Origin of the sequence: Streptomyces sp. NPDC059906 (genome assembly GCF_042730645.1) — a bacterium.
GTDB classification, from domain to species: Bacteria; Actinomycetota; Actinomycetes; order Streptomycetales; family Streptomycetaceae; genus Streptomyces; species Streptomyces rubrogriseus.
Map to the genome: position 1 here is coordinate 333386 of NZ_JBHWKU010000001.1, position 19816 is coordinate 353201.

Sequence of the window (19816 nt, forward strand, 5' to 3'; positions counted from 1 at the left end):
CGACGCGGGGAGGGCGGGGGCAAGAGGTTGGTACGGACCTGTGGAGGAAACTTCAAGTACTTGCTTCCTCGTTCGCGGCGAGCAGCTCCCGGGCCCGGCGCAGCAGCTCCTCCCGTACGGAGTCCGGCGTCAGGACACGCAACGGCGTGGCGAGGCTGAACAGATACCGGGCCAGCCCCGCCGCGCTCGATCCGCCGATCTCGACGACCGTGGCGTCCGGCCCGTCGGCCCGGTGCAGCCCGACCGTGGCGGGAATGGACCGCAGCGCCTGCTCCATGGGCACCGGCAGGCGGACGGTGGCCAGCACCGCGTACGGCCCGGTCGCGCTCGCGCGGGACACGAGCAGCGCCGCATCGGGCAGCGGTTCGGTGAACTCGACGGCCCGGCCGGTCGGCTGCACCCGCTCGACCCGGTCCGCCCGGAACGTCCGCCACTCGCCCCGCGCGACATCCCGGGCCACGAAGTACCAGCGCCGCCCGGTGTGCACGAGCCGGTACGGGTCCACGTCCCGGACACTGGCCCGCCCTTCCCAGTCCCGGTACGCCATCCGGGCCCGCTCGCCCCGCCGGCACGCGGCCGCCAGCTCCAGCAGCATCCCCGCCGCGACCTGCGACTCACCGGCCCGCGGGGTCTGCACGAACGCCGCGTCCATGTCCCCGAGCCGGTCGCCCAGCCGCTTGGGCAGCACCTGCCGCAGCTTCAGCAGCGCCGACAACGCCGCCTGGTCCCCGCCGAGCGCCCCGCTCAGCGCGGCCTCCCGCAGCCCGACGGCCACGGCGAGGGCCTCCTCGTCGTCCAGGATCAACGGCGGCGTACGCGTCCCCGGCCGCAGCCGGTACCCGCCCCACGGTCCCGGGTCGGAGTCGACGGCGTACCCCAGCTCCCGCAGCCGCGCGACGTCCCGCCGCACCGTCCGCTCCGTGACCTCCATCCGCTCGGCCAGCTCACCGCAGGTCCAGGCGGGACGGACGGCGAGCAGGGAGACCAGCCGCAGCAGCCGGGCGGAAGTACTGAGCACGGTGCGGAAGTCTGCCACGATCCACCGACACGACCAGGACCGAACCTGTCCTGGTCACGTCCTACGGTCTCCTCCATGACGACAACGCAGAACGCCTCGGCACCGACCTTCCGCTACTCGGCCGTCACCTTCGACTGCTCCGACCCCGCCGCGCTGGCCCGCTTCTGGGGCGAGGCCCTCGACCTCCCCGTGGCCTTCCACACCGACGACTTCTACCTCCTCGGCGGCAAGGACGGCGCACCCGGCCTCGGCTTCAGCCGCCTCCCCGACTACCGCCGGCCCACCTGGCCGGGCACCGACCAGGAGAAGCAGGCCCACATCGACGTCGGCGTCGACGACCTGGACACGGGGGAGGCCCGCCTGCTCGCCCTGGGCGCCACCAAGCCCGACTTCCAGCCGTCCCCGGACCGCTGGCGGGTCCTGCTGGACCCGGCGGGGCATCCGTTCTGCGTGTCTACGGTGGCGTGAGCCGGGGAAGGGTTACTCGCTCTCGAAGACGGCCTCGGCCGACGCCGCGGTGACGGCCCGTGCGAGCCAGTGACGGAGGACCTCGGGGTCGCCGCACTCCGTGATGCGCGTACGGACCTCGTCGGAGACGTCGAGTCCACGCTGTTCCAGGACCAGCAGCACATCCTGGGCGCCCTGCTGGGCGCGGCCCTGTTCGCGGCCTTGCTCGCGGCCTTCGTCGCGGATCTCTTCGGAGATGTACGACTTGTAGAAGGAGAGGTCCACGGCCACCAGATTCCTCCAGAGGTGCCTGGCCGGGCGATTGCCCAGCCCATGTGCGGTGAATTCGACGATGGGGGCGGCAATGTCTTCGGGCGCGTCCCTCAACGCGGTGGACAGGGCCTTCAGTATCGCATTGACGACCGGTTCCGCGGCGTGTGTGATGGCCGCCAGGCTGGCCAGGACCAGGTCGGCACGGGCCTTGTCCGGATCGGTGATCACCGGCATGTTGTGGGGCCCGACGACCAAGGGACGCAGGGTGAGGGTAGGCAGCTGAGCCGGTCCGCTGGCTACCGGTTGCTGAGCCCATTTGGCCGTGGCGTGGTCCTGGCAGACGACCAGGAGCGCTGCTGGCAGCCGGTACTTCGTCCACAGGTACGAGACGTAGTACGCCCAGCTCGCGGGCTTGTCCGGGTCCTTCTTGCCCTGAGCCTCGACGGCCAGCAGGAAGGGCCCCTGTTCTGCGGTCTCGAAGCGCAGGAGCGTGTCCACGCGGCGTTCGACGGGGCTGGCCTCGGTGAGGTCGGTCGGCAGCGCCGTCGCCCCGATGGGCTTCGGGAAGTCGACGCCGAGGAAACGTGAGACGCGACTGAACAGTCCGGGGTCGTGCTGGAAGACGCGGTGCATCGCCTCGTGCGGCGGGCTGACCATGGAGTTCCTTGCTGGGTTCAGGGAAGGGAGGCGACTGCCGCGCGGCAGCCGCGGCAATGGGATTCGGACTCGGGGGCCCGGAAGCCGCGGTCGCAGCCCTCGCAGTTCCGGAGGGCGTGGCGCGGTGGTGGTACGACGGCCGACTGCGTGCGGAATGGCGGCGGTGGTGGCAGCCGGTCGGTGAGGCGGTGGGCCAGGAGGGCGGCCGGGCGGCGCAGGGGCTCGTCCGGGAGGCCGGTGGTCAGGGCGTGCCGTACGGCGCCGGGGGCGACGTCGCGCTCCAGCCAGGCCGCGACCCCTGGCACCAGGTGAGCCGTGTCCGTCGCGGAGAGCAGCAGCCGGGGGTCGTGGCGGCGCAGGGTGAGGAGGAGGTCTATGGCCGTCTGGAGGAGGGCGGGGGCGGTGCTGCTCGGCTGCGGTACGGCGGGCAGCGCCTTCTGGACCGTACGGCGCTGCGGCGGAGGCGTTCGCTTCGCGGGCGGGCATCCCGTGTCGACCGGTTCGCGGCGGCGGCCCGCGTGGGGCTGGTTGCAGGAGACCGTGCGGGTGACGATCCGGCCGGTTTCCGTGCGGTGGCGTTCGCGGCGCAGGTAGCCGTGGGCCTCCAGCTCGCGCAGGGCGGCGGCGATCCGGGTCGGGCCCTCCGGGAAGCGGGCGGCGAGCGACTTGATGTCGGCGCCCGCGCCGGTGGGCAGCGACTGGAGGTGGCAGCTGAGGCCGATCGCGAGGAGCGACAGCTCCTTGTGCTGGACCAGGTGGTTGCCGATCACCACGAAGCGGGTGGTGTGGCGGGTGTTGTCGTGGGTGATGCCGCCGCCGTGGCGACGCGTACGAGTCGGATTGTCGGCGGGGGCTGACTGGGCGCGCGGGGGCGCGCTAGTGTTTTCGGTATCCATCGGGAAGCTCTCTTCTTCCTTGGTGGTTAGGCCCTCGCACCGGGATGCCAGTCCCAGCGGGGGCCGATGTCTTTTCGGTTGTGCTTGCTTGCGCTGAGAGTAGGGGAGTTGGGGACCCGGAAATCCAGCTCAACCGGTGATGTTCACCCACCCGAGTGATGAAGCGCCTCGGGCGGGAGGGGTGGGGCTTGGTAGGGGTCATTTCCCCCGGTTTCTTGTCTTGGTAGGGCACCGACGGCACCGGAACCTCAGAACGTGGGTTCCGGTGCCGTACAGCGCAGTTCCGCCCAGACCGTCTTGCGCGGAAAGCGGCCCTCCGTCACTCCCCAGCGGTGCGCCAACGCCTCGACCAGCAGCAGACCCCGGCCGGATTCGGCGTCGGAGGCCGGCTTTTGAGGGGCGGGGAGTTCCTGGCCCCTCGTGTCGGTGACCTCGACGCGGAGGATGTCGCCGACGACGTACAGGGTGAGCCGGAAATCGCGGCCGGGGACGCGTCCGTGGTCCGCCGCGTTGTTGGCCAGCTCGGCGACGAGGAGGCGTGCCGGGTCCAGCGGCAGACCCCAGGCGCGGAGCTGCTCGGTCGCGAGCAGGCGGGCGAGACGGGCGCCGCGCGGGGTGGGAGAGAGCTGAACGCTGAAATTGCGGACGGACGCGGTGAGTTCGGTGGTGGATTTCTGGTTCACGTCACTCAGCGTGGCGGTGTGTGCGTACCGTGAGAAGTGACTCAGTGGGTACGTACGGTGACTGTCCGGCGCTTGTCCAGTGGTGTCGGTGCTGTCGGGGAAGGGGCACAGGATGGCGGTCGAGAGGGATGGGTCGGGATGGGAGGTCGACCCCGACGACGAGTGGGGCGTCGCGGTCATCACCACGGTGGGACGGCAGTTGAAGCTCCGCCGGGAGGCGGCGGGGATGCGCGCCGGCGACTTCGGGGTGGCGGTCGGGTACGGGGAGGACCTCGTCTACAAGGTCGAGGGCGGCAAGCGGATTCCCCGGCAGGAGTATCTGGACAGGGCCGACGAGGTGCTGGATGCGGGCGGGCTGCTCTCGGCGGCATGGGAGGACGTGAAGAAGGTCCGGTACCCGAAGAAGGTGCGGGAGCTGGGGAAGTTGGAGGGCACGGCGGTTGAGATCGGCATCTACGAGTGCAACAGCATCCATGGGCTCTTGCAGACGCCGCAGCATGCCCGCGCCCTGATGGAGGCTGCCCAGCCGCCGTACTCCGCAGATGACGTACAGCGCATGGTGGCCGCCCGCTTGGCTCGGCAGTCGGTCTTCGAACGCGAACCGGCACCGTCGATCCACTTCGTCCTGGAAGAGGCGCCGTTGCGACGGCCTGTTGGCGGCACAATGGTGTGGCAGCAGCAGCTCGAACGTCTGGTGGAGGTGGGCTCGTTGAACCACGTCTCACTTCAGGTGATGCCGACGAACACTGATGCCCACCCGGGGGTGGACGGCAAGATCGAGCTGCTGAAGTTCCCGGATGGCACGGCAGTGGGGCGTAGCGACGGTGCGTTCAACGGTCGGCCGACCGCTGAGCCCAGGGATCTGCGCATCCTTGAGCTGCGGTATGGCACCATCCGGGCGCAGGCTCTCCCACCGAGAGCGTCGCTTGCCTTCATCGAAAAACTGCTGGGAGAAACATGATCCGCGAGACCGAACTGGTGTGGTTCAAGAGCAGCTACAGCAGCGGTACGGACGGCAACTCCTGCGTCGAACTGGCCCTCACTCCCGCCACCATCCATGTCCGGGACTCCAAGCACACCAACGGCCCCCGCCTCACCCTCACCCCTGCCGCCTGGGCGAGCTTCCTGCCGTACGCGTCGCAGCGCTGACCTCGCTGACCTCCTGCGTGCCGACGACCGACAGCAGCTCCAGCAGACCCGCGCTCTCGGTCCCCACGGCCGGGGTGAACCACAGGAGCCGCTGGCGGCCGTCCTCGCTGAAGAGGTGGAGGCAGTTGACCTCGATCGGGCCCAGCGTGGGATGGACGAGGCGTTTGCGGTCCTCCCGGCGTCGGAAGGCCACATCGTGGTCGGCCCACAGCGCGGCGAACTCGGGGGAGACGCGGAGCAGCGTGCGGATCATCGAGCCGACCTCCGCGTCGTTCGCGTCCCTGCGTCCCGCGGCGGCCCGCAGGTCGGCGACGAAGGAACGGGACTTGCCCTCGTGATCGTCCTCCGGATACAGGCGCCGCGCGTCGGGTTCGGTGAACCACCGGTGGACGAGACTGGCCCTGGGCCCCCGGAATCCGGACTGGTCCCCGAGCAGCGCCACGGCCAGCGGATTCTGTACGAGGGTGACGTGCAGGTCGGTGATCACCTGCGCCGGGGTCGAGGTCATCCGGTCCAGCAGGTCCAGCATGCCGGGGTGGACGTGGGACGCGGCCCCGCCCTGCACGGGCACCGGCCGGTCGGCGATCCGGTACAGGTAGTCGCGCTCGTCGCCGGACAGCCGCAGCGCCCGGGCCAGCGCGGCGAGCATCTGCTCGGACGGCTGGGATCCGGCGCCGCGCTCCAGCTCGTTGTAGTAGTCCACGGACGCCCCCGCGAGGTGGGCGACCTCCTCGCGGCGCAGCCCCGGCACCCGGCGGCGCGGTCCCGCCGGGAGTCCGACGTCGGCGGGGCGGATGCGCTCGCGCCGCGACCGCAGGAACGCTCCCAGTTCGGCGTACTTCACAGCGCTCATGCGGTCCATTCTGTGCCGGGCCGGGCCGCCGACCCAGGGGATGGCATCCCCTGGCTGCGCCGTCGGACCGGGCGCATCGTGGACGCATGACCACTAGTACCGACACGAACACGAACCAGAACACGGCGGCGGTCGCCCGGGTGGCGATCGTCACCGGCGGATCGCGCGGCATCGGCCGGGCGGTCTCCCAGAAGCTCGCCGAGGACGGCATGGCCGTCGTCGTGAACTACGCCCACGACGCCTCGGCCGCCGACGAGACGGTGGCGGCGATCACCGGGGCCGGTGGACGGGCCGTCGCCGTACAGGCCGACGTGGCGGAGGAGAAGGAGGTCGCCGCGCTGTTCGACCGGGCGGAGGACGAGTTCGGCGGCGTGGACGTCGTCGTGAACTCGGCCGGGCGGATGACCCTCTCGCCCATCGCCGACCTGGACCTGGCGGCGCTGGACGCCATGCACCGCACCAACATCCGCGGCACCTTCGTCGTCGCCCAGCAGGCGGCGCGGCGACTGCGGGCCGGGGGCGCCTTCATCGGCTTCTCGACCTCCGTGGTGGGCGCCCAGTTCCCCACGTACGGCGCGTACACGGCCAGCAAGGGCGCCGTGGAGGCCATGACCATGATCCTGGCGCGGGAGCTGCGCGGACGGGACGTCACCGTGAACACGGTCGCGCCGGGCCCGACGGCCACCGATCTGTTCCTGGACGGCAAGACGCCCGAGCAGGTGGACCGGCTCGCGAAGACGCCGCCGCTGGAGCGGCTGGGCACCCCGGACGACATCGCGGCCGTGGTCGCCTTCCTGGGCAGTCCCGCCGGACACTGGGTGAACGGCCAGATCCTGCGCGCCAACGGAGGGCTGGTCTGATGCCCTTCGCCCACTTCAAGGTCCCCGCTGGCACGCTCTCGGCGGAGGACAAGAAGAAGATCGTCGAACGCACCACCGACCTCTACGCGGAGATCTACGGGGAGCGCGCCCGTCCGACCACCGTCATCCTGGTCGACGAGGTCCCGGACGGAGGCTGGGGCGTCGCGGGCAACGTCCTCACCGCCGCGATGCTGAACGGGGAGGGGTAGGGGCACTGGGAGGTCTTCGTCTCATCCAGTGATCGGGTGCTGGCCATGGGGTTTACATGCGCGTAACACTTAAGTGTCCCGCGCGCGGCAACGGCGCCGAGCGCCCTCCACCGGTCGCTGCATGCGACCGGTGCCCGCCGTGCCAGAAAGGGCCCCTGTGACGACGCGAAGCGAGACGCAGTCCACCCTCGACCACCTGCTCACCGAGATCGAGCACCGCAACCCGGCCCAGCCCGAGTTCCACCAGGCCGCGCACGAGGTCCTGGAAACGCTCGCCCCGGTCGTCGCGGCCCGCCCCGAGTACGCCGAGCCGGGCCTCATCGAGCGGCTGGTCGAGCCGGAGCGCCAGGTGATGTTCCGGGTGCCGTGGCAGGACGACCAGGGCCGCGTCCGCGTCAACCGGGGCTTCCGCGTTGAGTTCAACAGCGCGCTGGGCCCGTACAAGGGCGGTCTGCGCTTCCACCCGTCCGTCAACCTGGGCGTCATCAAGTTCCTGGGCTTCGAGCAGATCTTCAAGAACGCGCTGACCGGCCTCGGCATCGGCGGCGGCAAGGGCGGCAGCGACTTCGACCCGCACGGGCGCAGCGACGCGGAGGTCATGCGGTTCTGCCAGTCCTTCATGACGGAGCTGTACCGGCACATCGGCGAGCACACGGACGTCCCGGCGGGGGACATCGGCGTCGGCGGCCGGGAGATCGGCTACCTCTTCGGCCAGTACCGCCGGATCACCAACCGCTGGGAGTCCGGCGTCCTCACCGGCAAGGGCCAGGGCTGGGGCGGCTCGCTGATCCGCCCGGAGGCGACCGGCTACGGCAACGTGCTGTTCGCGGCGGCGATGCTGCGTGAGCGCGGCGAGGACCTGGAGGGCCAGACCGCGGTCGTCTCCGGCTCCGGCAACGTGGCGATCTACACCATCGAGAAGCTGACCGCCCTCGGCGCCAACGCCGTCACCTGCTCGGACTCCTCCGGCTACGTCGTCGACGAGAAGGGCATCGACCTCGAACTGCTGAAGCAGATCAAGGAGGTCGAGCGCGGCCGCGTCGACGCGTACGCCGAGCGCCGGGGCGCCTCGGCCCGCTTCGTGCCGGGCGGCAGCGTCTGGGAGGTCCCGGCGGACCTGGCCCTCCCGTCGGCCACGCAGAACGAACTGAACGAGGCCGACGCCGAGGCCCTGATCCGCAACGGCGTGAAGGCGGTCTCCGAGGGCGCGAACATGCCGACCACCCCCGAGGCCGTCCACCTGCTCCAGCAGGCGGGCGTCGCCTTCGGCCCCGGCAAGGCGGCCAACGCGGGCGGCGTCGCGGTCAGCGCCCTGGAGATGGCGCAGAACCACGCCCGTACGTCGTGGCCGGCGGCGCGGGTCGAGGAGGAGCTGGCGGACATCATGACCAGCATCCACACCACCTGCCACGAGACCGCCGAGCGCTACGACGCCCCCGGCGACTACGTCACCGGCGCGAACATCGCCGGCTTCGAGCGCGTGGCCGACGCGATGCTGGCCCAGGGCGTCATCTGAGGGACGTACGCGCGACGACGTAGGTGTGCCCCGTATGGCCCTGTCGGCCGTCCGGGGCACCCGGCGAGACTTGCGCCCATGCGGAAACTCTCCCTCGACGCCCTCGCCCGCGAGCACCTCGAACGCGCCGCCGCCTCCTCCAACGGCCGCAGCGCCACCACGGTCCACGGCGGCCACGAGCTGGTCCTGCGGCAGACCCTCCTCGCCCTGACCACCGGCACCACCCTCGCCGAGCACGAGAACCCCGGCGAGGCGACCGTCCAGGTCCTGCGCGGCCGGGTCCGCCTCACCAGCGGCGACACCTCCTGGGACGGCCGCACCGGTGACCTCATCCTGATTCCCCCGGCCCGCCACAGCCTGGAGGCGCTGGAGGACTCGGCGGTCCTGCTGACGGTGGCCAAGGCCGGCTGACCGGCGCCCTTGGGCGCCGGCTGAACCGGAGGCGAACAGCCCGGGAACAGCCCGCGGAGTCCGGGCGGCGGCTTGCCGAACCCCCTACCGTTCGCGTGCGCACTGTTCTTTTCTGTTCGAATGGTGCGTGCAGTGGACAACGGAACATCGGTGCCCGAGCGGGCGGAGGTCCGGCTGAGACAGCCGCTCCCCCCGCTCGTCGTCGCCCCGCCGGACCCGAAGCCCGCGGGCCACCGGCGGGCGGGCGGCCGGCTGTACGTCATCGACGGCATCCGCCTGCTGGCCGCGCTGATGGTGGCCGCGCACCACTACGCCGGGACCTGGCGCGCCGACCGCCCCGGCAACCTGATCTGGGACCGCCCGGTCTCCGAGATCATGCCCACGGTGTTCCGCTTCGCCTCCTACGGCTGGATAGGCGTCGAGATCTTCTTCGTCATCAGCGGCTTCGTGATCTGCATGTCGTGCTGGGGCCGCACCCCGCGCCAGTTCTTCGTCTCCCGGGTGATCCGGCTCTACCCGGCGTACTGGTTCGCGGTCCTGTTCACCACGGCCGTACTGATCGCCGTACCCGGCGTGTGGGAGCGCCTCCGGCTGCGCGAGGTCCTGCTCAACCTGACCATGCTCCAGTCCGGCTCCGGCGTGCCCAACGTCGACGGCGTCTACTGGACCCTCTGGTCCGAGCTGCGCTTCTACCTGCTCTTCCTGGTCGTCGTCGCCATGGGACTGACGTACCGCAGGGTCGTGGTCTTCTGCTGCGTGTGGGGCGCGGTCGCGATGCTCGCGCCGGTCGCCCGCCTGCCGCTGCTCGAACTGGTCGCCAACCCGGACGGCGCCTGGTACTTCATCGCGGGCCTCGCCCTCTACCTCATGCACCGCTTCGGCCAGGACCTGCTCCTGTGGGGCATCCTCGCCATGGCGTGGCTGATGGGCCAGCTGGAGCTGGGCCACCGCATCGAGGAGGTCGAACGCGTCTCCGGCTGGCGCGGCAGCGTGGCGATCTTCACGGTGTTCCTGCTCTTCATGGTCGCCGTGGCGCTCGGGTACACCGACCGGATCCGCTGGAAGTGGCTCGTCACGGCGGGCGCCATGACCTACCCCCTCTACCTGGTCCACTACGCGGCCGGCACGGCCCTCATCGCCCGCCTCCACGACACGATGGACGCCCGCCTGCTGATCGCCCTGCTCGTCACGGGCTTCCTGCTCCTGAGCTACCTGATCCACCGCTTCGTGGAACGCCCACTGTCCCGCTTGCTGAAGCAGGGCCTGAACACGTCCTTCGCCCGGGTGCGGAACGCCGACCGCCGGGCCTGAGAGCCGTCATCCGGCCCGTCCGGTCCCCACCTCGCCCCAGACGGTCACGCGCGAAGACGGGCCGGGGACGACTCCCCAGCGGTCGGCGAAGGCGGCCACGAGCAGCAGTCCACGGCCGGACTCGGACTCGGGACGGTCTCGCGGAGCGTGTGACCTCCGCCGACATCGCCCCTGCTCCCGGGTCTCACGCCTTCGTCGGTGACAGGCCCTCGGGGATCTCCGGACGGTTCACGCACCCCACGGCGTCCCGCACCGACTGCGCGAGCTTGGCGACCAGCTGCGCCTCGAACTCGTCCGTGGCCGGGTGACCCACATCGTTCAACGAGACTTCCAGGAGTATTTGTGCCTGTCGGTCCTTGGCGGCGCCCGCGACTTTGCAGGGGAACACGGCGGTGGTGCCTCCGTGTCCGTAGATGCCGCCTTGGACGAAGGCGTCGGGACCGACCGGATGCCAGCGTCCGGAGGGATCGCTCACCTCCTTGAGTGAGGCATTCGCCCAGCCGGTCGATGGCCAGAAGACGCCCCGGCCGACGAAATGACAGACGTCGTAGTCGTCGAACCCGCGTACCGGGTCGTAGCGTTCGCTTGCCTCGCGTTTCAGTCCGTCCGCCACCTCCTCGACAGTGATCGGGGCGTTGGTGATATTCGGGTCGTCTCCGAACATGTCACCGATTTTCTTCATGTTCTCGACGCCGAACAGGTCTTCGCAGGTCTGCCACTGGACGGGGTACTGCTCGCGCAGGGACTCGCCCGAGCATCCGGCGGTCAGGACCAGCATCGCGCCCGCTCCGCACAGGGCTGGCCGCCTGAACCGTCTGAACCTCACTGGGCCACCTTCTCGTTGTCCGAGATGATGGCCTTGCCGCTGCGGTAGTTGATTTCGATCTCGTTGATGACGTCGCGCTGTTCGGGGATGCTCATACCCATGGTCTGCGCGTACCGCAGGAAGGGTTGGGTGGTCGCCCGCTCTCCGGCCCGCTCCAGGTCCTGCACCGCCAGGAGTGCCTCACCCGGTTCGCCGTCCTCGGCGTTCCTGAACTCCTCGCGGATGCCGTGAGACCTCGACTCGACGAGGATTCCGTGTACTTTCGCCGCGTTCTCGACGAACCGGATCGCGCGCTCCTGGCCGTCCTTCTCGCGGGCCGCGAGACCGCTGGTCACGTACGACTGCTGGGCGGCGGCCAGCGCCCTGTATCCGTCTTCCTCACCGGCCACCAGCATCATGAAGTCCCTGACCGAGGATCCCTTGAACGCCCTTCGGGGAGAAGTGAAACGGCGGTTGCTGAACGAGTGGTTGAGGTCGTCGATGTAGGCGGCCCCCATCCTGGCCAGGCTGTCCTTGAGCGGGTCCGGGGGGCCGTCCGCACGGGCGGCGTTGTACCGGTCGACGACCCGCTGCATGATGCCGGGCGTCTGCCCGTCCCGGCGCGGAGCCGCCGGCGAGTCGGCGTCCCAGGCGCTGCCCGTGACCGCGGCCTCCAGCGCGTGGCCCAGGGCGTCCGGTCCCGCGTCGCGGGCATGGTCGGCCTCGTCGCTGGCGGGGTGGACGAGGCTGTCTGCGGGCCACTCGAAGTCGGGGTCCGTCAGCTCGTCGAAGTGCCCGTGGCCAAGGGTGGCGTTCTCGTCGGAGAAGAACGGCTTCGCCGCGTCGGGGCTGTGCCCGAGCCCCTGCAACACACTGGTCAGCGGATCGTAGCCGGCCCCCGACTGACCCGACGGGTTGAAACCCCGGTCGAGGTCGAGGCCGCCGACCGGTTTCCCGTCCATGAACCGGGCGGGTTCCTCGTGGTGGAGCCGCACGACGTGCCCGGCGATCGGGTTGATGAACCGCGCGTCGTAGTCGCCGTACCGCAGGATTCCGCCGAGGACCTGGTAGCCGTACGGGTTGCTGCGGAAGCGCGGGTCGACGGCGATGTGCCGGGTGCCGAGCCGGCGGAAGTCACTTCCCCAACTGGACGACAGATGTGGCTCGTTGTCGGGGTCGGTGGCGGAGGCCAGGGCCAGGCCCATGTTCCGTTGGAGCTGCCGGGTGAGGGCGAGCCGCGCCTTGTCGTTTCCGGCGGTGCCGTCGAGGGACACCCGGCCGTAGAACTCCAGGGCCTCCCGGGGACCGCCGATGGCCTGGTAGAAGGCCGTGGAGAAGTCCGCGTCCCGGGCGTTGAACCGCATGATGGAGTTCAACTCCGCGAACTGCTTGTCGGTCAGCTCCGTACCCAGCCCAACGAGTTCGGCGGCGCGTTCCGACTGGGCCTCGTCGAGCGAGGCGTACAAGCGGTGCCCGGCGTTGCGCAGCGCACGCGCCACCGAGGCGTCGATCTCGGAGGTGTGGGCCAGCAGCCGGTTGATCCGGCCCTCCAGCTCCTGCCGGGCGTCGAGTTGCTCCTGCGTGCGCCTGTCGCTGTCCCCCCGGACGTGCACGAAGAAGCAGCGCACCCTTCCCTTGCCGAGGTCCTCCACTCGGACCCCGAGCCTCACGGCGTCCACCCCCACGGCCGTTCTGACCTGCTTCTCAAGCGAGGCCAGCTCCGTGTGCGCGTCATCGAGAACCCGGCGACCACCACTCGCCCCGGTGCCGGGGCCGGCGGTCTCCTTCGCCGTTCCGGTGGGGGCGCAGACGTCGTGGTCGCCGCAGGCCTGCCACTGGACGGGGTGCTGCTCGCGCAGCGACTCGCCCGAGCATCCGGCGGTCAGGACCAACAGGGCGCTCGCTCCGAACAGTGCCGACCGCGGGATCCTCACTGCATCCCCTTCCACTGCCTACCAAGGCGCCGACGTCTTCTTTCGTACCCGTACTATTGCTCACGCCACCGTGAGACGTGGCGAAGGCTGTTCTTGTCCTTCATCACGCGACAGCGCAAGGTTGGAAGAACCCTCAGCGAATCCAGGCGAGGGCGTGTCTCTCAGAAACGTTCGATCTCCTGACCATCCGGGATCCTGTAACAGCCGGACACAACGTCCAAGCTCAGTTTCGGTGGATCATTCTTCGCCATTTCGATCACGCTGACACTGACCTTCTTTTCGTCATTGTCGGCGGTCATTTTGACATTTTTGTTTCTACTGGTATCTGGTCCGTATTCGGTAATCTTCCATCCATGTTTCGGTAGTTCTGATTTCAGCTTGTCCATCGCCGTTTGGAGGTTGCTCGCTGTCGCAGGGTAAAAGTTCCAAGGGTGAAGAATTCTGAAATACGTTTCCCTGTCTTTGCCTGAGCAGTTCATGACCGTTGATTGATCGTCGGATGCCTCCCCTTGTACGCCGATCAGATCGTAGATTCCACTGGAAACCATCTCCACCGCATCAGCGGCGTCACTTGAGGTGCTCGTGCCAGCGGTTGGAATGTCGGGGGAGTCGTTTTCAGTCATGCTGCATCCGGTGAGGGTAGTGAGGGCAACTGACAGGGCAAGCGTAAAGGCGTTTGCTCGGGCTTTCATGCCAGCTCCTACTTGACGTGCGCCCATGGGTGGGGCGGCGGTTGCAAGGCCGCATTGTCGCCCTTTCCGGCGACAACCAGGGCTTGATTGTGTAGGCTCTCGGTATCGGGGTCCCAGTAGTCGCTGTGCCCTTCGGTGTCCGTGGTCATCTGGTTCGCGCCGAATTCCGGGTCGCTGGGAATGATGAAGTTGTCCCCGCCGTGACCCCAGCGGCCGATGTCCGGAACCACGTCACCCTCGGCCTCTTGGTTCCACACATGCCCTGCGGGGACGTCCATGTCATGGGCGTTGGACACTTTGACGCCTGGGCTCCCCGCGAAGATCACTTCATCGGCGTTGAGGCGCCCAGTCTCGGCCGCCGCCCCGACAAGAGTTGTCCCGTAGGAGTGGGCGATCACGGTGGTGTGCGACGGTGAATCGACGGACCGCGATGCGTCAAGACCATCCATGAAGCCACGGAGGGCCGGCGCCCCGTCATATGCGTAGTGCTCAAACGGGGCGTCACTGACGACGCTGTCCGGTGCGTCGTAGCCGAGCCAGGTAATCGTAGAAATCGATCCCCCGTCAGCTTCCTTGTGAGCGGCGCGCCAGACGTTCACCATCCGGTCGACGTTCCCTCCGATACTTCCCAGGTCTGACTCCGTACCCGGAACGTAGACTGCTGTGTGATCCGCAGTGTCGGGGTTTCCGTTGGCGACGATCGCGCGGCCGTCCTCCTCGGCGCTGAATCCTAGGAGGTAAGCCTCAGGCAAGCCTCTCGTGCCGGTCGCGTCGAATCGGTCCTGGATCGCGTCCATGCCATCGAGGGGGCCTTGCAGTTCTTTTCGCTGCTTCTCCCACTCACGCCATTCCTCGGTGGGAACCCTTGCCGTCCATCGCTCACCGGTCTGGGCGTTGATGACCTCACGCTCGACGTAGGCTGGTACGGGCTCCTTCGCCATCCAGGAATCCAGCTTGGTCTGCGCGACGCCACGGGCCTCGGCCAATACGGTCCGATTCGCCTCGTCGCGCACGGGAGCAGGAAGCCCGTCCATCGACCCGATCGACTCGGGATGCACAGAGATATAGGCAGCTCGCTGATCTTCGGTGAGTCCATGCCACCAGTTGGCATTCTCCTCGGGCGTCGCCTGCTTGGGCGGTTCCCCGAACGAGCCCAGGTAGTCGCCCGCTCCCTTGAGGACACCAGCGGTGTCTTCCTTTACATCGACCCAGTCCCCGCTGGAGACGGTGAGGTCGTCGTCCGCTTTGAGCGCGCGCAGCTTCGGTGCCCATTTGTCGTCGGCTTCCGTGGCTTCCTTGAGGGCGGTGGCGATCAGGTCGGCGCAGTCCTGGGCGAGGCGGTGGTGGGGGTTGGGGTCGAAGTTGGCGGCCTGCCTGCCGATGGCGGAGGCTGTATCGTCGGTCAGGCCGCCGACCGTGCCGCCCTCGGGGGTTTTGCCGTCCTCGCCCTTCTGGCCGCCGGGCGGGTAGGTGACCGACCCGTCGGAGTTCACGGTGAGGTTCGCCGCCTTGGCGTTCGCCAGGGCCGTGTCGAGTTTCCGCTTGGCCGCTTCCGTCTCGTAGGAGAACGCTTCGAGGGCGGTGCTGACGAGGCTGCACTGTACTTGGACGTAGTGGAAGTTCTGGCTCAGTTCTCCCAGCTGCGTGCCCGCTGCCGTGGCGGCCTTTCCCTTCAGATGGCTTCTCAAGGCCACCGCGATCTGAGTGTCGATGCGGTCCTTGGCCGCGCTCGCCATGTCGGAGGTGCTGCGGTACCCGTCGGCCGCTTCGGAGTACTCGGTGGGCTTGAGAGCCTTGAGGGTCGCGAGGTCCATGACGTGTGGTTACCGCCCCTTGTCGTCCTGGCCGCCGACAGTCGGCGTGTCCGCGTACGTCACCCCGAGCCTGGCGATCTCGGCCTAGCAGGCCCGAGAACTTTTCGCAGCGTCCGCTGACGCGTTCCACATAGGTCACCCAGGACCCGTGAATCTCCTTCTGAGCGGCAGCCGTGAGGCAGCCGGCGCCGCTGCCGAGGCCTGTTTGGCCGTCCTGGGCTTCGTCGTCGCCTTGCCGATGTCCTCACGCAGGGAGCCGACGTCCGTACCGAGCTTTGTCCAGGCCGCCTTGTTGGAAATGAGCTCACTCTTGCTGCCGGACCGATTCGCCGCCAGCTGGTTCAGTTCCATGTGTGTGCCCTGCCGCTCGGCCGCCGCGGCCTTGAGCTGTTCCCACTCCTCCCACGCCATGCGTGGCCCCCCTGCCCTTCGCCGTTGAGTTGGTAGCACGCACGACCACCGAGAACGGTGATCGAAACAGAAGGTATCGACCCGTCACCAGCGGCAGCATCGGTATCGGCCACCATGACGGCTGAGTACGCGTACTCAGACCAGATCCGGCCACCGCTCGGACAAACCGCACGTTCGACCACGACAGGAACGGGAAGTGGTGGGTACGGGCTGGTGTCCTTCTCGCGCTCAAGCGGCGGTCAGTACGCGTTCATCACGCGGTCGGACGGGCTTGGTATGTGAGCGCGGTTCGTTCGAGGAGCCGGGGCAGCTCGTCTGGCTCCTGCGTTGAAGGCGCGAATAACTCGTCGGCGATGCCTGCGACGGACATGCTCCGTCCGGGAGGTCCGCGAGGCGGGCGTCGGCGCACACCAGGTGCACGCCAAGGGTGGCTGGGGATCGGCGGGCCCGGGGATTCCGACGCCTCGCGCCGGTCACCGGGGCGGGTGCGGGGCGAGGGGCGGTGATTCGGCGGGGTCGGTCCCCACCTCGGCCCAGATGGTCTTGCGCGGAGGCGGGCCGGGGACGACTCCCCAGCGGTCGGCGAGGGCTTCCACGAGCAGCAGGCCGCGGCCGGACTCGGACTCGGCGTCGTCGGTGGCGGCCTGCCGCGGGCACGGCATCCGGTCACCGCGCGTGTCGGTGACCTCGATGCGGAGGGTGTCGCCGACGACGTACATCAGCAGCCGGAAGTCCCGGCCGGAGACCCGGCCATGCGTGGCGGCGTTGGCGGCCAGCTCCGCGACGACGAGTTCCGCCGGGTGCGTCGGAAGCCCCCACAGGCGCAGTTGCTCGGTTGCCAGCAGCCGGGCGAGACGGGCGCCGCGAGGTGTCGGTGACAACTGGAGGCCGAAGTTGCGGACGAGGCCGGTGAGGCGGTGCGAAGGCTCACTGATTTCCTGGTTCACGTCACTCAGCGTGGCGGAACCTGCTTCCGTGGATGAGCGACAACGCCTGTACGTACCGTCACTGTCCCGGCTTTTGTCTCGGCTGTCTCGGCTGTCCCGGGCGTTGTCACGAGTACGAGTACGCGTACGCGCCGGAGGAGGAGCCGTGGACAAGGGTGTCGACGAGGCGGGCTGGGACGTCGAGCCGGGCGACGAGGTCGAGCCGGTGGTGCAGGCGGTGGGCCGACTGCTCAGGGTCTGCCGGGAGTCGGCCGGGGTGAGTGTGTCCGAGCTGGCGGAGTCCCTCGGATACGGCGAGGACATGGTCCGCAAGATCGAACGCGGGGCCCGCATCCCCCGGCCCGAGTACCTGGACCGGGCGGACCAGCTCCTGAAGGCGCAGGGGCATCTGAGCGCCTTCATGGAGGACATGAGGAAGGCCCGCTACCCGAAGAAGATCCGGGAGCTGGCAGACCTGGAAGGGCGGGCGGTGGAGATGCTGCTGTACAGCAACCACAACATCCACGGCCTCTTGCAGACCCTGGAGTATGCGCGAGCGATGTACGACATGAGGCAGCCCGCGCTCGCAGAAGATGTCGTGGAGCGGGAAGCCGCAGCGCGCATGGCTCGAAAGGCCGTCTTCGACCGCGACCACGCCCCGACGCTCAGCTTCGTCCAGGAACAGGTGACGCTTGAACGCCCCTACGGTGGGAAGATGGTGCTGCGTCGGCAACTCGAACACCTCTTGGAGGTATCGAAGTTGAGGAACGTCACGTTCCAGGTCATGCCGACCGACCGTGAGGAGCACGCCGGGGCGGCGGGCCTGGTCGAGGTGCTGAAGTTCGCCGACGGCACGGCGATCGGACGTTCCGACGGCGCGTTCAACGGCCGCCCGGTCTCGGACCCCAAAGACCTCCGGATCCTTGAACTGCGCTATGGCATGATCCGGGCGCAGGCCCTCACTCCGAGGGAGTCGCAGGCCTTCATCGAGCAAGCACTGGGGAGACTATGAGCACCGCCGAACTCCACTGGTTCAAGAGCAGCTACAGCAGCAGCAACGAACCCGGCGACTGCATCGAAGTCGCCCCCACCCCCACCACCGTCCACGTCCGGGACTCCAAGAACGCGTCCGGCCCGCGACTCGCGCTCACGCCGGAGGCATGGGCGGACTTCGTGGCCTACGCGTCACAGAGCTGACCCCCGACGGTCGCCACCCACGCGAAGCCGGAGCCTCGCATGGGTGTTCCGCGTCGGACCAGTCGTTGGGATCCTCTCCCGTCGGCCGCGCAGCGGCGCGTCAGGCGAGCGGCGGCTGTACGGAGGCCGGCGCGGCGGCGAGCAGTGCGGTGATCTCCTCGGCGAGGTGCGGGCCCAGCTCGCCCCAGCCGTCCTTGTAGCCGTAGACGCCGAGCAGGGAGCGGGCGTCGTAGTCGCCGTTCATGATCTCGACGTCGGTGGCCGTGATGAGTGCCGGGTGGGCGACGCCGACGGCCGCCGAGAGCTTCATCAGCTCCTTGCGCAGGGTGGTGAGGTAGGCGGCGGTCCGGACGGCCTTCGAGGCCGGGTCGATGCCGCGGGCCAGCCGCTTGTTCTGCGTGGCGATGCCGGTGGGGCACTTGTCGGTGTGGCACTTCTGCGCTTGGATGCAGCCGATCGACAGCATCGCCTCGCGGGCCACGTTGATCATGTCGGCACCCAGAGCGAAGGCGACCGCGGCGTTCTCGGGCAGGCCGAGCTTGCCGGAGCCGATGAAGGTCAGCTCGTCGGTCAGTCCCAGCTCGGCGAAGGTGCCGTAGACCCGGGAGAAGCCCATCCGGAAGGGCAGCGACACGGAGTCGGAGAAGGTCAGCGGCGCTGCCCCGGTGCCGCCCTCGCCGCCGTCGATGGTCACGAAGTCGACGCCACGGTCACCACGCGCCATCAGCGTGGCCAGCTCCTGCCAGAAGCCCATCTCGCCCACCGCGCTCTTGATCCCGACCGGCAGACCGGTCTCGGTGGCGAGCAGTTCGACGAAGTCGAGCATCGAGTCGACGTCGCCGAAGGCGGTGTGCCGGGACGGGGAGGCGCAGTCCTCGCCGACCGGGATGCCGCGGATCTCGGCGATCTCCGGGGTCACCTTCTCGCCCGGCAGCATCCCGCCAAGGCCCGGCTTGGCGCCCTGGGAGAGCTTGATCTCTATCGCCTTGACCGGGGCGCCGGCGACCACGTCCTTCAGCTTGTCGAGGTTGAAGGCGCCGTCCTCGTCGCGGCAGCCGAAGTACGCCGTACCGAGCTGAAGAATGAGGTCACCGCCGTTGCGGTGGTACGGCGAGATGCCGCCCTCTCCCGTGTTCTGCAGCGTGCCCGCCAGCGCCGCCCCTTCGTTGAGCGCGGTGACCGCCGCGCCGGAGAGCGAGCCGAAACTCATCGCCGAGATGTTCACCACGCTCGCGGGCCGGAACGCCTTGGCGCGCCCGCGTGGGCCGCCCAGCACCTTGGCCGAGGGCAGTGGGGCCTGCGGGTCGTGCAGGTCGGGCAGCATGTCGGCGAACGTGCGCTGCTTCAGGTACGCGTGCCCCTGCATGTGTTCGACGTCGTTGTCGGTGCCGAACCCGAAGTAGTTGTTCTCCGCCTTCGACGACGCGTAGATCCAGCTCCGCTGATCACGGCTGAACGGACGCTCCTCGTCGTTGGAGGTCACGATGTACTGCCGCAGCTCCGGGCCTATCGTCTCCAGCAGGTACCGCGCGTGCCCGACCACCGGGAAGTTCCGGAGCAGTGCGTGCTTCTTCTGGACGAGGTCGCGGGCCGCCACCGCCGCCAGTGCGGTCGCGGTGGCCAGGACGATGTTCCGGGCGCGCATGAATGCTCCACTTCTCGATGATCGACTCCACCACGGGCGGGCGGGCGGACGTCGTCGTGTCGTGTCGGGATTCTGGCGACGGGCACGGCCGGGAGAAGGCGTCGGGTCC

22 protein-coding genes are annotated in these 19816 nt (G+C 69.0%); 10 read left to right on the forward strand and 12 right to left on the reverse strand.

The window, feature by feature from the left end; all coding sequences use genetic code 11:
- Window positions 1-52: 52 nt before the first annotated feature.
- Window positions 53-1018, reverse strand: a complete 966-nt coding sequence (locus ACFV9J_RS01610; protein WP_385348217.1) for a helix-turn-helix transcriptional regulator — start codon at window positions 1016-1018, stop codon at window positions 53-55.
- Window positions 1019-1093: 75 nt separating this feature from the next.
- Here ACFV9J_RS01610 and ACFV9J_RS01615 point away from each other — a divergent pair, with 75 nt between their 5' ends.
- Window positions 1094-1486, forward strand: coding sequence for a VOC family protein (locus tag ACFV9J_RS01615; protein ID WP_385348221.1), 393 nt, complete (start codon window positions 1094-1096; stop codon window positions 1484-1486).
- A 12-nt stretch (window positions 1487-1498) separates the two neighbouring features.
- On the opposite strand, the gene ACFV9J_RS01620 is transcribed toward ACFV9J_RS01615, so the two are convergent.
- The 3 genes from ACFV9J_RS01620 to ACFV9J_RS01630 form a co-directional block, all read right to left on the reverse strand.
- The gene (locus ACFV9J_RS01620; RefSeq protein ID WP_385348224.1) at window positions 1499-2395 is read right to left on the reverse strand and encodes a hypothetical protein; all 897 of its coding nucleotides are present in this window, start codon (window positions 2393-2395) and stop codon (window positions 1499-1501) included.
- A gap of 17 nt (window positions 2396-2412) precedes the next feature.
- Window positions 2413-3291 (reverse strand): helix-turn-helix domain-containing protein, encoded by an 879-nt coding sequence (locus tag ACFV9J_RS01625; protein ID WP_385348226.1) that lies wholly within the window; start codon window positions 3289-3291, stop codon window positions 2413-2415.
- Between the two features lie 248 nt (window positions 3292-3539).
- The gene (locus ACFV9J_RS01630) at window positions 3540-3974 is read right to left on the reverse strand and encodes an ATP-binding protein (RefSeq protein ID WP_385348229.1); all 435 of its coding nucleotides are present in this window, start codon (window positions 3972-3974) and stop codon (window positions 3540-3542) included.
- Window positions 3975-4086: 112 nt separating this feature from the next.
- On the opposite strand from ACFV9J_RS01630, the gene ACFV9J_RS01635 reads away from it, so the two are divergent.
- Both ACFV9J_RS01635 and ACFV9J_RS01640 read left to right on the forward strand, forming a co-directional pair.
- Window positions 4087-4935 (forward strand): helix-turn-helix domain-containing protein, encoded by an 849-nt coding sequence (locus ACFV9J_RS01635; protein ID WP_385348232.1) that lies wholly within the window; start codon window positions 4087-4089, stop codon window positions 4933-4935.
- Complete coding sequence (locus tag ACFV9J_RS01640; RefSeq protein ID WP_385348234.1) at window positions 4932-5123, forward strand: DUF397 domain-containing protein; 192 nt, start codon at window positions 4932-4934, stop codon at window positions 5121-5123. Before ACFV9J_RS01635 ends, ACFV9J_RS01640 begins: the two co-directional genes overlap by 4 nt.
- Here the strand turns inward: ACFV9J_RS01640 and ACFV9J_RS01645 are convergent.
- A complete protein-coding gene (locus ACFV9J_RS01645) occupies window positions 5074-5967 on the reverse strand; it encodes a helix-turn-helix transcriptional regulator (protein WP_385348868.1) in 894 nt (297 codons plus the stop codon). The two genes, ACFV9J_RS01640 and ACFV9J_RS01645, sit on opposite strands and share 50 nt — an antisense overlap.
- A gap of 95 nt (window positions 5968-6062) precedes the next feature.
- Between ACFV9J_RS01645 and ACFV9J_RS01650 the strand changes: the two genes are divergently transcribed.
- From ACFV9J_RS01650 to ACFV9J_RS01670, 5 genes are all read left to right on the forward strand, one after another.
- Window positions 6063-6836, forward strand: a complete 774-nt coding sequence (locus tag ACFV9J_RS01650; RefSeq protein WP_385348237.1) for an SDR family oxidoreductase — start codon at window positions 6063-6065, stop codon at window positions 6834-6836.
- Entirely contained in the window at window positions 6836-7045 is a 210-nt protein-coding gene (locus ACFV9J_RS01655; protein ID WP_385348240.1) for a 4-oxalocrotonate tautomerase family protein, read from the forward strand. The genes ACFV9J_RS01650 and ACFV9J_RS01655 overlap by 1 nt, the downstream gene beginning before the upstream one ends.
- A gap of 157 nt (window positions 7046-7202) precedes the next feature.
- Window positions 7203-8561, forward strand: a complete 1359-nt coding sequence (gene gdhA / locus ACFV9J_RS01660) for an NADP-specific glutamate dehydrogenase (RefSeq protein ID WP_385348242.1) — start codon at window positions 7203-7205, stop codon at window positions 8559-8561.
- A gap of 78 nt (window positions 8562-8639) precedes the next feature.
- Window positions 8640-8972, forward strand: coding sequence for a cupin domain-containing protein (locus tag ACFV9J_RS01665; protein ID WP_385348245.1), 333 nt, complete (start codon window positions 8640-8642; stop codon window positions 8970-8972).
- A 132-nt stretch (window positions 8973-9104) separates the two neighbouring features.
- Window positions 9105-10283, forward strand: a complete 1179-nt coding sequence (locus ACFV9J_RS01670; RefSeq protein WP_385348249.1) for an acyltransferase family protein — start codon at window positions 9105-9107, stop codon at window positions 10281-10283.
- A 184-nt stretch (window positions 10284-10467) separates the two neighbouring features.
- On the opposite strand, the gene ACFV9J_RS01675 is transcribed toward ACFV9J_RS01670, so the two are convergent.
- From ACFV9J_RS01675 to ACFV9J_RS01700, 6 genes are all read right to left on the reverse strand, one after another.
- A complete protein-coding gene (locus ACFV9J_RS01675) occupies window positions 10468-11061 on the reverse strand; it encodes a hypothetical protein (protein ID WP_385348252.1) in 594 nt (197 codons plus the stop codon).
- Window positions 11062-11105: 44 nt separating this feature from the next.
- A complete protein-coding gene (locus ACFV9J_RS01680; protein WP_385348255.1) occupies window positions 11106-13022 on the reverse strand; it encodes a hypothetical protein in 1917 nt (638 codons plus the stop codon).
- Window positions 13023-13183: 161 nt separating this feature from the next.
- Window positions 13184-13714, reverse strand: coding sequence for a hypothetical protein (locus ACFV9J_RS01685; protein WP_385348257.1), 531 nt, complete (start codon window positions 13712-13714; stop codon window positions 13184-13186).
- Between the two features lie 8 nt (window positions 13715-13722).
- Entirely contained in the window at window positions 13723-15528 is a 1806-nt protein-coding gene (locus ACFV9J_RS01690; protein ID WP_385348260.1) for an alpha/beta hydrolase, read from the reverse strand.
- 135 nt (window positions 15529-15663) lie between these two features.
- The gene (locus tag ACFV9J_RS01695) at window positions 15664-15939 is read right to left on the reverse strand and encodes a hypothetical protein (RefSeq protein ID WP_385348263.1); all 276 of its coding nucleotides are present in this window, start codon (window positions 15937-15939) and stop codon (window positions 15664-15666) included.
- Between the two features lie 473 nt (window positions 15940-16412).
- Entirely contained in the window at window positions 16413-16886 is a 474-nt protein-coding gene (locus ACFV9J_RS01700; protein ID WP_385348266.1) for an ATP-binding protein, read from the reverse strand.
- 145 nt (window positions 16887-17031) lie between these two features.
- On the opposite strand from ACFV9J_RS01700, the gene ACFV9J_RS01705 reads away from it, so the two are divergent.
- Both ACFV9J_RS01705 and ACFV9J_RS01710 read left to right on the forward strand, forming a co-directional pair.
- Window positions 17032-17877, forward strand: a complete 846-nt coding sequence (locus tag ACFV9J_RS01705) for a Scr1 family TA system antitoxin-like transcriptional regulator (RefSeq protein ID WP_385348269.1) — start codon at window positions 17032-17034, stop codon at window positions 17875-17877.
- Window positions 17874-18062, forward strand: coding sequence for a DUF397 domain-containing protein (locus ACFV9J_RS01710; RefSeq protein ID WP_385348272.1), 189 nt, complete (start codon window positions 17874-17876; stop codon window positions 18060-18062). Before ACFV9J_RS01705 ends, ACFV9J_RS01710 begins: the two co-directional genes overlap by 4 nt.
- A gap of 100 nt (window positions 18063-18162) precedes the next feature.
- On the opposite strand, the gene ACFV9J_RS01715 is transcribed toward ACFV9J_RS01710, so the two are convergent.
- Complete coding sequence (locus ACFV9J_RS01715) at window positions 18163-19707, reverse strand: FMN-binding glutamate synthase family protein (RefSeq protein WP_385348275.1); 1545 nt, start codon at window positions 19705-19707, stop codon at window positions 18163-18165.
- Window positions 19708-19816 lie beyond the last annotated feature (109 nt).